At 52.8% G+C, this 13,551-nt stretch carries 15 protein-coding genes and 1 pseudogene; 10 read left to right on the plus strand and 6 right to left on the minus strand.

The window, feature by feature from the left end:
- Window positions 1–374: 374 nt before the first annotated feature.
- The 4 genes and pseudogenes from AAGF34_RS09910 to AAGF34_RS09925 form a co-directional block, all read left to right on the plus strand.
- Window positions 375–550 (plus strand): annotated as a pseudogene (locus AAGF34_RS09910) (IS3 family transposase); the annotation flags it as partial.
- A gap of 177 nt (window positions 551–727) precedes the next feature.
- Window positions 728–2,035, plus strand: coding sequence for a metallophosphoesterase (locus tag AAGF34_RS09915; protein WP_342620445.1), 1,308 nt, complete (start codon window positions 728–730; stop codon window positions 2,033–2,035).
- Window positions 2,036–2,046: 11 nt separating this feature from the next.
- Entirely contained in the window at window positions 2,047–2,307 is a 261-nt protein-coding gene (locus tag AAGF34_RS09920; RefSeq protein ID WP_342620446.1) for a hypothetical protein, read from the plus strand.
- Window positions 2,308–2,317: 10 nt separating this feature from the next.
- A complete protein-coding gene (locus tag AAGF34_RS09925) occupies window positions 2,318–2,857 on the plus strand; it encodes a hypothetical protein (RefSeq protein ID WP_342620447.1) in 540 nt (179 codons plus the stop codon).
- Between the two features lie 123 nt (window positions 2,858–2,980).
- On the opposite strand, the gene AAGF34_RS09930 is transcribed toward AAGF34_RS09925, so the two are convergent.
- The 4 genes from AAGF34_RS09930 to AAGF34_RS09945 form a co-directional block, all read right to left on the minus strand.
- Entirely contained in the window at window positions 2,981–4,297 is a 1,317-nt protein-coding gene (locus AAGF34_RS09930) for an HD domain-containing phosphohydrolase (protein ID WP_342620448.1), read from the minus strand.
- Window positions 4,298–4,477: 180 nt separating this feature from the next.
- The gene (locus tag AAGF34_RS09935) at window positions 4,478–5,956 is read right to left on the minus strand and encodes a sensor domain-containing diguanylate cyclase (protein ID WP_342620449.1); all 1,479 of its coding nucleotides are present in this window, start codon (window positions 5,954–5,956) and stop codon (window positions 4,478–4,480) included.
- A 160-nt stretch (window positions 5,957–6,116) separates the two neighbouring features.
- The gene (locus AAGF34_RS09940; protein ID WP_342620450.1) at window positions 6,117–6,338 is read right to left on the minus strand and encodes a hypothetical protein; all 222 of its coding nucleotides are present in this window, start codon (window positions 6,336–6,338) and stop codon (window positions 6,117–6,119) included.
- Window positions 6,339–6,374: 36 nt separating this feature from the next.
- Window positions 6,375–6,563: a hypothetical protein gene (locus AAGF34_RS09945; protein ID WP_342620451.1), complete on the minus strand. Its 189-nt coding sequence runs from the start codon at window positions 6,561–6,563 to the stop codon at window positions 6,375–6,377.
- A gap of 341 nt (window positions 6,564–6,904) precedes the next feature.
- Here AAGF34_RS09945 and AAGF34_RS09950 point away from each other — a divergent pair, with 341 nt between their 5' ends.
- The 5 genes from AAGF34_RS09950 (at window position 6,905) to AAGF34_RS09970 (ending at window position 10,143) form a co-directional block, all read left to right on the plus strand.
- Window positions 6,905–7,183 carry a hypothetical protein gene (locus tag AAGF34_RS09950; protein WP_342620452.1) on the plus strand — a complete coding sequence of 93 codons (279 nt, stop codon included), beginning with the start codon at window positions 6,905–6,907 and terminating at the stop codon, window positions 7,181–7,183.
- Between the two features lie 28 nt (window positions 7,184–7,211).
- The gene (locus AAGF34_RS09955; protein WP_342620453.1) at window positions 7,212–8,474 is read left to right on the plus strand and encodes an MFS transporter; all 1,263 of its coding nucleotides are present in this window, start codon (window positions 7,212–7,214) and stop codon (window positions 8,472–8,474) included.
- Window positions 8,475–8,477: 3 nt separating this feature from the next.
- On the plus strand, window positions 8,478–9,263 hold the full coding sequence (locus AAGF34_RS09960; protein ID WP_342620454.1) for a hypothetical protein: 786 nt from the start codon (window positions 8,478–8,480) through the stop codon (window positions 9,261–9,263).
- A 240-nt stretch (window positions 9,264–9,503) separates the two neighbouring features.
- A complete protein-coding gene (locus tag AAGF34_RS09965; protein WP_342620455.1) occupies window positions 9,504–9,713 on the plus strand; it encodes a hypothetical protein in 210 nt (69 codons plus the stop codon).
- Between the two features lie 31 nt (window positions 9,714–9,744).
- A complete protein-coding gene (locus tag AAGF34_RS09970; RefSeq protein ID WP_342620456.1) occupies window positions 9,745–10,143 on the plus strand; it encodes a phage holin family protein in 399 nt (132 codons plus the stop codon).
- Between the two features lie 516 nt (window positions 10,144–10,659).
- Here AAGF34_RS09970 and panD read toward each other — a convergent pair.
- Window positions 10,660–11,040 (minus strand): aspartate 1-decarboxylase, encoded by a 381-nt coding sequence (gene panD / locus AAGF34_RS09975; protein WP_342620457.1) that lies wholly within the window; start codon window positions 11,038–11,040, stop codon window positions 10,660–10,662.
- Window positions 11,041–11,624: 584 nt separating this feature from the next.
- Between panD and AAGF34_RS09980 the strand changes: the two genes are divergently transcribed.
- Window positions 11,625–12,437, plus strand: coding sequence for a hypothetical protein (locus AAGF34_RS09980; RefSeq protein ID WP_342620458.1), 813 nt, complete (start codon window positions 11,625–11,627; stop codon window positions 12,435–12,437).
- Between the two features lie 170 nt (window positions 12,438–12,607).
- Here AAGF34_RS09980 and AAGF34_RS09985 read toward each other — a convergent pair whose 3' ends face one another.
- On the minus strand, window positions 12,608–13,549 hold the full coding sequence (locus AAGF34_RS09985; protein WP_342620459.1) for an arginine deiminase-related protein: 942 nt from the start codon (window positions 13,547–13,549) through the stop codon (window positions 12,608–12,610).
- Between the last annotated feature and the right edge of the window lie 2 nt (window positions 13,550–13,551).

Raw genomic sequence — 13,551 nt, forward strand, 5'->3', positions numbered from 1 at the left:
GCTTGGTGACAGAATGCTTTAAGCCGGGGTTCTGCGTTGTGAAGCGGAAGCGACTCACAACGACATGTTTGATCTTGGCTGGGCCTAGTTCCCCCAGGAGTGTTGGTGCCGAATGAGTCGTCCATTCCGCCAATGCCACTAGGAAAGGCATTGTGGCAGGGCACCTTGGGAATGATAGGCAATGCCTGATTCCGACCATTCTTTTGCATGCCTTAACTGAAGTCTTGATTTAGTTGGTGTTGACACGACGCTTGGCAGTTAGACCTGCACCCAGAGAAAATTTACACAGAGCGCTTGGACTGCGCCCGCTGCCCACTTCGGCAAACCCTCACGGGAAGTTCCTTCAATTTAGCCAACAAACACGATTCCTTTTGCAAACGAAGACAGAGCTGTTCTATCCTCGGAACCGGCAGGGTGTATCTGTTGACCAATTCATCCAGACTGTAGACGCCTATATCCGCTGGTACAACGAGAAGAGAAGAGGATCAAGATATCCTTGGGTTGGCTTAGCCCCATGGAATATCGGGCAAGCCTTGGGATTGTCACTTAACCAGTCCAAGGTTTACGCCGCACCCCCATCGGGCCAGACTTCAGAATAATTCGACAGTCTCGCAAAGTCGAGGGCGCACACGCTAAAATTCTCGAAGAAGAACGCTCATTACCTACTTTAACTGCCAATTTGCAACTATCGTGCCTTTATTCCTGAGGTGGAGAGAGGCTAGGCAGTATGCTCGGGCAACTGGGGTCTACATTGCTGATACTGCACCTCTCAGATATCCATTTTCGCAAGATGGAGATTGAGACAGCTCAAGATCCGAACTTCCATCTTCGCAACGAGCTATTGCGGGACATAGTTGGCCAATGCAAGACATTGGGCCCTCCGGATCTAATCGTGATTTCGGGTGATATTGCATTTGCAGGCCATCCCGATGAATTTGCTTTTGCCACGGATTGGCTTGGCGAATTGTGCGAAGCATGCGGGGGGAGTTTAGACAAAGTTTTCGTCTGCCCTGGAAATCACGACGTCGTTAGGACGCAGGCCGACAAAAACATGGTGCAGAACATTCATCGGAATATTAAAACTGCTGAAAATCCAACGCAATTCATTTTCGAACAATTGAGAGATCCGGATGCTGCAAAGCTGCTTTATGAGAGCCTCGACAATTTCAATGCATTCGCGTTTCAATTCTTCTGTGACTTACTGCCTCCAGAACGAACTCGCGCAAAGAGGGACGTCGTTTTAAATGACGGATCTTTACTCAGACTCTGGGGGATAAATACAACGTTCGTATCCAGTAGCCATGATGTACGGGGTAGCCTCTTTGTCGATTCGGCCAGCTTCCAGATTCCTAGGGAAACTGGTGTGGTGAATTTGGTGATGGCTCACCACGATCTAACTTGGATTCGTCAGTCGCAAGAACTTGCAGATCATCTCAATGACGTAGCTCAGATCCAGATGTTTGGTCATGTGCATACGAATCGAATAAATCGAGAGGTGGACTACTTGCGTTTAACAGCGAGCGCGGTTCACCCAGAAAAAAATGAGCCTGGCTGGGAGCCTGGTTATAACCTCTTGGAATTGTGCGTGGATGGTGTGGAAAATGCACGCCTTCTAAAATTGAAGGCGCATGTTCGGGTCTGGCAAACAGCACCAGGTGGGTTTCGTGCTAAACAGATTAAAGGCAAGGACATTTGGAAGCACGAAATTCCGCTTGAAGAATGGCATCCATCGCCTATTGCTATAGAGAATGCCGGTCAGAGACCTAAAAATGGTCAAACCATCCTCCAGTCGGATGGAGTTGGCGCTCTACCTGTGAAGGGATTTGAGATGAACCAGCTTAGAGATGTGGGTCTGCGTTTCTATCGACTCAGCTTCAGCAAAAAATCAGAAATTGCAGGTCGACTTGATTTGCTGGAAGAGGATGATATGAAGCAGCCTGATTTTGAGCGATTCAGGCGTGCATTCTTTCGAGCGCATGAACGTGGCATATTGGAGCAGCTCGCTAAAGCCGTATTTGAAGCCGAACAAAACTGAAAGGGAGAAAGATGGACAAAACAATTTTCGCGGACTATTACGCAGAACTGGGTCTTCAAACTACAAGCGAGATCGTGCTGGCCCGAACCGCATCTGCCGAGCGAATTATCGGTGAAATCAACGATAGAAAAATCTTCGACCTGGTCTTGCAGTACTACGGATTTCCAAACACAGAAATGACATGGTTCCGAGATGAGTTTGCAAAAGAGGACGCAGCTTTCAGTCTCGTGAACAATGAACGCGAGGTCCGTGTACTACGTCTCATTGACTGAAGGGACGAAGGTGTATCGCACCGAAAAGCAAATTGAGATCATTGATGCCAGTCCCCTGACCCCGGATATAAAACTTACGCCTCAGGACCAACTGTCCATTGCCGGAACATTTATTTCGAGCGCAGGGCAGAAGTTTGACTTGATCGCCATCGGCAGCACATTCAACAAGATCTATGCGATGGTCGATGAATCCGGTTTCATCTGTTCTGAGAGGTTAGATGAAAAGCTGATCGGAGTAGGAATGCCGACCACGTACCAGGAAATCCCGCTGAAAGCGGTGATCCTCAATCCAGGACAGCCACGAACGGTTTCCGTGGCAGTGACGTTTATGGGGTTGACAGGAGCCTCGGCAAGTTTTCAGGTGGCGGTGATGGTTAATGGTCAATTGGAAACATCCAAGGTATCGTCATTCGATGTTTTTGCGCCAAGCATCTCGATTGGTGACTTGAGTTTCAGCATGAAAGCTGAGGATGGTCGCATGACCATCACCTCACTCAACGAGCCAGAAGATTACAGCGCTTGGGTAATGGGGCTACGCAAACGGCGTTGAGGATTTCACTATAAACCGGAAGGGCCAAGAGACATGGCCCCTTTTTGAATGCAGAATGGATGCGCCCAGCGCAAACAGGGCAGGGTGCTGCCAATGGCGTTGCGGGCCCCGATTTCAACTGGCTTACTCGGCTGTTTCGCTTGAATGCGTTGTACCTTCTTCTGTCAGTGCATCCACATTGTTCAGCCACGCCTGCAATTCGGGCGGGTATGCCTCGTCATGTCCTGCGCGCCATCGACGTCGAGCCTGCCTGGCCATGGCACGCAATTGCCAAGCCGCTTCAATGGCCAGCAAGGACAATTCCACTTTCACGGTATCGTCTTGCATTCCATCGCCAATTTGCAGCAGTTGCTCACGGGCCACGCCCACCGTAGCAAAAGTGCGTCGCAGCTGTGCTGTTTGTGCTGCCAACGCGTTGAGTCCATATAGCCTTTCTTTGGACAGGCCGGGCGTCATGATGAGCGCGCTTGGCCAGTTGGCAATAGCGTCCTCGATGTTAAGCAGCCGCTGCACGGGGTCAGCCAATACCAAGTCTATTGCGCCTGCGGCGTCCTGATCCGGTCGCAGCAGGCGCATCACTCTTTCAACATGTATGTTGTCGTAACGGTGCATGTTCATACGAAGCAATACATACAGCCGCATTTCCGGTGCGCGTCTTTCACGCGATAGCATGGCGGCAACCAACTCTGCCAAAGCAAGAACACGACCCAAGGGGCTAATCGAGTCACCTGACAAATTGCGTGGGTAGCCAGCGCCGTTCAGACTTTCATGGTGCTCTTCTACCGCACGAACTGCCTCCTTGGTGAATTCTTGATGGCGCCTCATTAGCGTTGCACAAATCAGAGGATGCGTATACAGCTCGCGTCGCTGGGTACGACTGAGTCCCTGTTCTGGCTGCAACAAGACCGGATCCAGGTGGAGCATGCCCAAATCGTGTACCAGTCCCGCAGTCGCTGCCATGTTGACATCAAATCGCAATGACGTGGGTGTCTTGGCAAGCCAAGCTGAAATCAATGCGACTTGCACCCCGTGAATGAAACTGTCATGTTGTACCTCACTACATAACGTCAGCTGGAATGCAATAGGGGGTGGTAGTGAGATTTTGGAAATGACGTCCAGCAGCAGGTCTCTCATGCCAGACTCTCCAGCTACGCGGGCAAGGAAGGGGACTTCCAGGAACAGATTCTCTGCAGTTTCACGAAGAAACTTGCCATCGACGGTAGAACCGCTCGATACCAGATTCTCAATTGGCTCCGATAACTTGTGTTGCATCAGCCGCTCGTACATGTCGGCGTTGATTGCCGCCCCTTTCTCAACAACTTTTACACCCCTGTCATTGAAAATGGGGGCCGATGCCAAGACAAGCTTTTTCTCCCCGAATTCTGTTACGGCCTTTGTAAAGTGCTTGCTGTCCGTTTGAATCTCTTCAAAATCGCTCATTTGATACCCAATGCTATTGCCAGTTCATAGCGAGCTTCTTTGAAGCCTCAGTCCAGAAACATGGACGTTGTGTTCGATTCTATAAAGAGGCACTGCAAATTCTGTTGTTAATCTTGTTATGCCGATATAACCTTATCCCTATTGTTCTGTGCCATTCAGTCCCAAGTGGTTAACCAGATGCTAGAGCCCATCTGCTGTGCAAGTCTTATTTCGTCCGCTGGCTTTGGCTAGGTAGAGCGCTTTGTCACTGCGTTGCAGCAGTGACCCAGCGGCTTCGCCAGCCTGGAGTTGTGCGATACCCGCGCTAACGGTGATTGGCTCACCTATTTTAGGAATCTTGAGGCCTCCAACAGCACTTCGCATACGCTCCACCAGCGGCAGCGCTTCAGCCAACGTGGTTTCTACGAGCAGCACCACGAACTCTTCTCCACCATAACGACCCACATGATCACTTTGCCTGAGCTGCGAACGTATGCATTCGGCTACGTCAACGAGAACTTCATCGCCGACACTGTGTCCGTACGTGTCGTTGATGCCTTTGAAATGGTCAAGGTCAATGAAGACAACTGTCAATGCGCGATCGTACCTGTGCGCGCGCAAAATCTCTTCTTCCAGCCAACGCGTGAGCATTCTTCGATTACCAATTCCGGTAAGAGAATCCGTCAGCATCAGCCTCTCCAATTCACTGTGCGCATCTTCCTCTGAGTTCAGGGCACTTATCAGTGCCTTCCCAAGCAGTAGACAGAACAGTGAGACAACCAATGCAACAACTGACAGGATCAAGGTGTGAAGTCGCCAAGCCGTCAATACATCGTCTTTGCTTTGCGTTGCCGAGACCTGCAAAGGGTACCCTGGAACACGGGAATATGAAACAATTCGCGCTACGCCATCAAAGGGGCTTTCGGGAGAAAGATAGCTGCCCTTGGGGAACACGCTCAGGTGTTGAACCCAGGAGTCACTTTTGGCAATGGAGTTGCCAACGACCTTGCCTTCCATAGGACTTCGAAACATGATCGTTCCATCCGCCTTCAATATTGCAATCGTTCCATTTGGCTTGGGACGTTCCGATTCAAAGGTGGCCGCGATTCGCTCCAATTCGATGGCGACAAACAATACGGCGGTATCGGCCCCTCCCTTTTCTACAGGAACGGATATCGGGATGCCCCATTTGTTCGTCACTCTGCTGAGAACCGGGTTGGCGATGAAGAGTCCGCGGGTTGCGGGGACCATTTGTGCCTGGAAGTAGTCCCTGTCTGAAACATTGGTTTGCCTGGTCTGACCTTGATCCGGGATGTAGCGAAGCAAACCAGTATGGGTAACCATGCGCAGATCCAGCAGACCTTCAGAAGTCTTGCGCAGCTGGTCCACCAAATCAATGAATTCTGCCGTCTTTGCTGGATCCTCATTGGGGTGGTTTGCGATCCAATGGCTGGCAGCCACCAGAGAGGTTTCCGCCTGTTTGAAAAGGCCTTTGGTCTGTACCTGAACGGCAGCCGTCAACTGCTCCAATTCCAGCGTGGTTGCTGCCAAAACACTGCTGCGCTCCCACCAGGACCAAAATCCTACAAAACACCAAAGGCTAACCAGAAACAGGCCTACCAGCCAATACACAAGTTCGTAATAACTTGCCCACTCTGGCTTTGGAAGCAATGCTTTCAAGCTTCTCAACGAATGCCTCCTCAACCGTAATAAATGCCACTTTGAGCATCGACGGGCACATTGAATATGCACCGTGTTGCATAAGGGAATTTACACCATGGTTTGGGGCTGATGGTGGCAAATTGGACGAAAACTCAAGAAGTTGCAATTGAATGGAGCCTCAAGACCAGATCGGATGTTGGAACCCTGCAAACCAGGTGTCCACCGAATCGTTGGTGGTGCCGGTCTTTGCGTAGAGATCTGTGCGCTTGAGTGTGGCCTGCGCCTTGGCCGCAGTTCCAGCGCGGGTTACCTCATTGAGGAAGCGTTCCATCACAAAGGCGTTGCACTCATCTATCAGTTGGTTGCATTCGTCTGAGCGTTGCGGCTCGGTTTGTTGCAAAACATTCCCCATCTGATCCGTGACCTTGCTGATGATTCAGGGATTGCAACGCTTGCCACCATTGGCAAACACGCTGTAGGTACCGACCATTTGCATGGGAGTTACTGCCCCTGCGCCCAGGAGCATTGGCAGATGGGCTGGGTGCTTGTCCGCATCAAAGCCGAAGCGCGTGATCCAACCTTGGGCGTAATGCACCCCAATCTCCATCAGGACGCGCAGGGTCAACCCACACTCACTGCGGTGGTACGTGATTTCGCAAGACTTGTGATGTCACCAGCAGACCAGTATCGAGGCTTACCTATCTAATTTGCATCGCACAATGAGCGAGATTTTCTTCAGAATTCGCTATTGCAGCAAAGCCATTTCTCTCGCTAAGTCATAAAACGAAATGTTCGTATAATTCTCCCAGAATGTGAATTGGGCAGTCTTAGGCGTCTAATCACAGAGAGAGCTGGTCAGTAACCGTGCACGCGATGGTGATTCGCTGATGCACCTAGTCCAGCGCATACACCTGACAGGTTCCACTTTTTTTGTATGGTTGCTTCTGCAACGCAGATTCGCTATTGATGAGTACCGATTCCGTTCTCACTTTAAAGCTCCCCGAGGGCTACACCTTCTCCGATCTCAAAGTCCGTCGCTGCGACGACGACGCTATTGATCTGGACATGGACCTGGTCAAGCTGATCTGCCAGATCAACGGCCTGAACTTTGACAAGGTGCTGCAGAACCCAGGGCCGGTTGTCACCAGCATCCTTACTGTCTGGTACAAAAGTCATCTGGCTCAAGGCGGTGCACCCGATGCCCTGATGGAAGAGCTCAAATCACAAGGGCCCAGACTCAATTGATTCCTTACTTCACAGTGTTGCAGATCCCATGAGCGAAGCCATGTCTTCAAAGGCGGCCATACAGGCTCCGGGCGGCTTCGCAATGCCAGCCAGCCCACCCGACATCCAGTTGCCCCGCGGAGCGCTTCTGGGGCTGTCCATCTCCGCATTTGGCAGCGGTATTTCCATGCGGGTCACGGATCCTTTGTTGCCAGGCTTGGCCAAAGAGTTTTCGCTGACCCTGGGCCATGCAGCCCTGGTCATCACCGTGTTTGCCATTGCCTATGGCTTCTCCCAACTGATCTTTGGCCCCCTGGGAGATCGCTTTGGCAAATACCGCGTCATTGCCTGGGGCACGATTGCTTGTGCCATTACAACTGCGGCCTGCGCCATGGCACCTTCCTTTGAATTCCTGCTGGCAGCCCGCGCCGTTGCCGGCGCATCGGCCGCAGCCATCATCCCGCTGGCCATGGCCTGGATTGGCGATGTGACGTCCTATGAGCGCCGCCAGCCCATATTGGCCCGCTTCATGATCGGCCAGGTGCTGGGCGTGTCCGCAGGGGTGCTGCTGGGTGGCTATGCGGCCGACCACCTGCACTGGCGTACCCCCTTTGAAGGCATTGCTGTCTACTTTGCGCTGGGGGGCTTCTTACTGCTGTGGATGAACAAACATCTGCCGGATGCCGCCAGAAAGACTAGCCCGCCCCAAGGCTCCGCAATGAAGCGCATGGTGTCCGAGTTTGCACAGGTGCTGGCAGTGCCTTGGGCCCGTGTGGTGCTGCTCACTGTGTTTGCGGAAGGTGCCAGCATCTTCGGTGCCTTCGCCTTCATGGTGACCCATGTGCACCAGGTCCACGGCATTCCGTTGGCCATGGCCGGGCAGATCGTGATGCTGTTTGGCTTTGGCGGGCTGTGCTTTGCGCTCAGTGCCAGGTTCCTGGTGCACAGGTTGGGGGAGACCGGACTGTGCCGCTGGGGTGGTGTGCTGGTGGCTGCTTCCTACATCATCGTCGCAGTTTCGAGCAGCTGGTGGTGGGCCATACCTGCCAGCTTTGTGTCGGGCCTAGGCTTTTACATGCTGCACAACACGCTGCAGATCAACGCCACCCAGATGGCCCCAGAACGCCGTGGTGCAGCGGTTGCAGCGTTTGCAGCGTCGTATTTCATTGGACAGTCCGCGGGTATCGCATTGGAGGGGGCGTTGATTCCCACCATCGGCACCGCAGGCGCCATTGTGTTGGGAGCAGTCGGAGTGACTGTGGTCTCGCAGAACTTTGCCCGTCTGATGCAAAAGCATCGCAGAAAGGTTTGAACCGTGGAAGAATTCAAAGAAGCGCCGGAGCAACTGACAGTGCAAGCGTCCGAGCAAACGTTCGTACAGGCACCTGCGCGTGAACGAGAAGCTGCGCAGGCAGAAGATGCAACACGCGCACCAGAAGCAACACAAGCTGAAGTGCAGGCGTCTACACAACGCCCATTACCTCCAGCAGTACAGGCCTTCCAGAACTTCTACCTGGCCGAGCTCGATGACCGCATCCAGAGAAGCGAAGCGGTGGGCGCTATCACCTTGAAGAAGGGCAGTGCAGCACTCTTCTACGATCCGCGCGACTGCAAGTTCACGCTGGTCGAGAAAATGCCTGACGTAGAGGCAGCTAATGTGTTTGACTGCGTACCCCGTGAACAATGGGGCCGCACCGTCATGCTGTTTGGCCATGCGACCAACACGGGGGGCTATATCGCCTCGGGTCACGGAACCCTTAATGGCAAGGTGCTGACCATCAAGCTCGCCACTGGGCGCTTCTACCGGCTGGATGTGGATTCAGAACTGCCCCACCTGCAGCCCTTCTTTCAGGAAGAAAAACCCCGCCCTCCCAAAGAGGCCAATGTCGGCCCACGCAAGAAGCTCCCACCGCGTGGACCCAAGGGGCCCCAGGGGCGCAGAGAACATATCGAGGGCGACGCACCCGTGCAAGCGGCAGATAACGCAAGCAACGACTCACATCGCAATGAGGAGAGCGAAGACTTCACCGAGGAAGACCTGCGCCGATTGCGAGGCGAGTTGCCCCTGGCCACCAAGGCCAAAAAGAAGTGGCGCAAGTGAACATTTGATAAAGAACGCAGCACCCAAAACGATCTGCATTCTTTTTAAGCAAACCGTGCAAAGCCAATAGGCATGAGCCTTGGCGCAACATACACAGAAGTTATCCCCAGCTCAGCACACAGGTTCTGTGGATGGAACAGGAGCCGCTGGTAGTCGGATTCGACGGTCGAGACGTTGAACTGGAGACAACAGCCACCAGATGCTGTTCCACACAATAACGGATACACCATCCGCAGGGCCATGAGAACGACAAACACACTCAACAAATGTCACCGATGTGGTGCAACCAGCTACAAGCCTGTGATCGAGCGGGATGCGTCCGGGAACATGACACCCAGCGGGCAGCACCAGTGCGTAGGATGTGGTCTGACCTTTGGCAGTATTGACGAGTGGAGAAGTGGAACCCGCCACAACGAGCAGGTGCCCCAACAGGTCAACGACAAGCCCTAGTCCAGGGCCGCTACAGGAATCCGATCACACCATGAACGAACTGCGACCATTCCTTCTGCATTGGGGCATTACATCCATGGCACTGTGGGTGGCCAGCCATGTCTTTCGGGGAGTGCGGTTTGAAGGGCTGTCATCCCTGTTGGTGTCCGCGCTCTTGCTGGGCCTGGCCAATGCCATCGTCAAGCCGCTGCTCATCGTCCTGACCCTGCCGCTGACCTTCATCACTTTCGGACTTTTCTTGCTGGTCATCAACGCACTGATGATTCTCCTGGTATCGGCCTTGGTGAGGGGGTTTCAGGTGTCGAGCTTCTGGACGGCCTTCTTCGCCAGCATCTTTGTGTCTGTCATCAGCTTCGTGCTGGAAGTGTTCTTCCTGGGTAACGGCTCCGTGCATGAGATACGGATGCCGCATAGTGGGGTGTGGCTGTAGTGAGCAACCATCGATTTTGAATGGCCGGACGCATTGTGGACTCGGTCAAACAGACTGGGGCCACGGTCACGATGACCGATAGCTACCCTTTAGGCATACGTGATGGGAAGTTACCCTGCCCATACCCCAATTTACAGAACAACTACGAGCAGGGCGGCCGGGCATGGGTGCACACCATCCGTTTTGGACGGAAGATTTAGTCCGTAAAGACTTCAAAAATCTTCAAAAAATCCCAAAAGATCTCTGAATTGCGCTAAGCCAGCAAAGCCAAATTGCTACCTTTCTGAATGGGCATGCTGCCCATGCAGGCAGGGGCATAGCAATGCGAAGGCAAGACATTCTCAACCACCAGGTGGCATCTCTGGTGGCCTTGGTACAAAGACTGCAGAAGGCCGGGCACCCAGACAGGGATTTGGAGTCCAAGCTAAGACAACTCGTCTCATTCGGGCTTTTGGGCAGGGGAAAGCGAAGTTGAATCAACAAACTTGTGACCAGGATCCACAAAGACCACCGCCCTTACAGTTGTTGGGTGGGCACCTTGTGGCGCAAATCAGTTTGCTTGTTTTTGTCGTCTACAAACACCAGCTGCGGGGAATGGCCTTCCACTTTGTCGTCATGCACCTGGGCAAATGCAGCAATGATGATCAAGTCACCCACAGCCGCACGACGCGCAGCGGAACCATTAACGGAAATCATGCCGCTACCACGCTGCCCCTTGATGGCGTAGGTTATAAAGCGCTCACCGTTGTTGATGTTCCAAATGTGTACCTGCTCGTTTTCAGCGATGTTGGCGGCGTCTAAAAGGTCTTCATCGATTGCGCACGATCCTTCATAGTGCAGCTCGCAGTGGGTGACGGCAACACGGTGAATTTTGGATTTCAAAAGGGTACGAAACATGGTCTCTCTCTACTTAGAATAAAGCCGATCGGCTGGCTCCAACGACGGCGCAAGTCTATAACAACATTCGAGAGTAAGCGATGCACGCGTGACTACAAAAAGTCAACACCTTAGAATTGAAAGAAAAGTTTCGTACTCAAAGTTTACCGATACTGGGTAGCCGTCGACGCTCTATCCTCTTCAATCTAAAGCGAGAGCGTCATGATCACAATTCAAGGATGCGAGGACCATTCCAAGCCTACTCGCTAATACACGTAGTTCATGCAGTGCAATTGACCTGCGCGCTAGCGCGGTGCGATTTCAGATAGAAATACCAGTCCACGGCGCCGATAGCGCTGGACCACGGAAACGGCCAGCAAACTGAGTGTGCAACGAGCAAGTTCTATTCATTTGGTAGTTGTCAGATACAGTCGGCAGTGGGCTGCACTTTTCTATGGAAGGAAGGAATATTAAGCACTCGTTAATCTTTTCAAGAGACTGATGCGCGAGCATAGATCTCTTGAGAAAGGCCCTAAAAAAATGGTCGCCAGCTAAGTACAGGTATAGTATTCTCATATTGTTTTATTTCCGCTATTCGGAGTTGTATGTCGTTATCCCAGAAAGACCTATCGTTCATCCAAAAGGCTGGTCAGGCCGCCCGCAATGCTTCCGAAGCCATTGGGCATATGGTGCGAGCGCAAGGCGAAGTATTGATTGCCAATCTGAGCAGCCAGCCGTTTGGTACTGATTCGGATCAAGTGATTGAGCGATTCAAGTCTCTTTCTGGCCTGAGTCAAGGTCTTGTTGCTGTGGAGTCGCAGCTTCAAAAGCTCTATGCGTTGGCCAATGAATTGGCTAGCCCGGCCGAGGATGTGATTGTTCTGCGCGCAGTGAGTAAGCGCAGGTCTATTTCCAACGCTGCTGCCGTTGACGTCATTGCAAGGCCTGCCAAGGCGGCTAAGAAAGTGAAGGCAGTTAGGAAAGCTGGGCGCAAATCTACCACTCCCGGTGCGCTCACCGCAAATGACAGCAAGCTGCTTTCTTATTTGCAAGGTGTCTTGAAGGCGGATGCGGGCACGGCCATTACAGGTGCGGCGATGGCGGCGGGATCCAAGCTTCCCTTGGGCTCTGTGGGTATTTCTTTGAAAAGATTGCAAGCCACGGGTTCGGTGAAATTGGTTGGTCGCGGAATCTATCAACTTGGTTCTAATTCGGTAGATGCCGTAGCTGAATCAGCTCCTGTGAAGAGGGCGAAGGCTGTGGCCAAGAAAGCCAAGGCAGCCAAAGTGGAGAAGCCGGTGGCCAAAGTAGCGAAACCCCAAGCCTCTCGCAAGGCCAAAGTAGCGGCGAAGAAGAGCAAAGTGGCGGAGCCAGCAGTATCAGCACCCACGGTCGATGAGGCCACCGCTCCGGCATAAACACAAACGTTCTTGTCAGACCATCAGACAAGGGGCATGCGGGCCCCTTTTTTGTGACGTGGCTGCATAGCTTCCCCAAGTGCATTACCCAAGCGCTTGGCTTTGACCTGCCCGTTGGGAATAGCGACTTCCTCCAATTGTGGGTGTGACCTGCAGGGGCAACTAGAAGACTAAATCTCGTCGCGCCTACATAGGTGTATTCCTGCGAGCATGCATCTGACCGAGCCACCGGCCAACTCGATGGTGGGCACTTGTAATGGGATGATCGTGGCACTTTTCTCGATGACTTCCACTTGTTCCGAAGACAGGCTGGCCAAAGCGCGCGAAGAGATTGCTAGTATCCTGCCACTGGACCCGTTGAGCTCCAACGCGTTGCCCGCGAACTCTCCGATTTGATAGGCGCTCAAGTCGATGACGTTGCGCCCCGTGTTTTGCAAACGCGTCTTGATTTCAGTGCGACGCACTGCGTCTGGAATGAGTTCAAAACCCACCATTGCGAAAGCCGTGCCAATACACATCAGCACATTGGTGTGATAGACAGCATTGCCTTTTTCATCGAAAGCTTCAAACGACATAGGCTCGTAATTGAAGTGCGTGGCGAATCGCTCCAACGCAATTGGATTTGCGCGGTTAGATTGCACTGTGTAGGCGACCCGGTCGATGTGGTCCAGAACCATGGCTCCCGTCCCCTCCAAAAAGAGTCCGTCTGGCTCCAGGCCCGAATAGTCAATGACATCCTGCACACGATACCGCGCCTTGAGCAGTTCAATGACGTCAGCCCTGCGCTCCCGCCGTCGATTGGGCGAGTACATGGGGTAGAGTGCTACGTGTCCACCAGCGTGCGTGGAGAACCAATTGTTGGGAAACACAGAGTCAGGCGTTCTATCTTGAATCTGGTCTTCAAATAGATGAACCGCTACGCCGTGACTCTTCAGAATGTGGGCCGCGCGGGTTACTTCTTCATACGCTCTACCGGAGATTTCGCTCGGACTTGCGCAGGAGCTGCTGCGCTGAAACGCATTGTCGGATGCAGTCTGAGGGTTGGGTGCAAAAAAGTGAGGGCGCACCATCACGACAGAAGATGGAGTCTGAGGCAATAGAAGGGGCCGCATGA

Source organism: Rhodoferax sp. GW822-FHT02A01, assembly GCF_038784515.1.
In the GTDB taxonomy this organism is placed as follows: Bacteria; Pseudomonadota; Gammaproteobacteria; order Burkholderiales; family Burkholderiaceae_C; genus Allorhodoferax.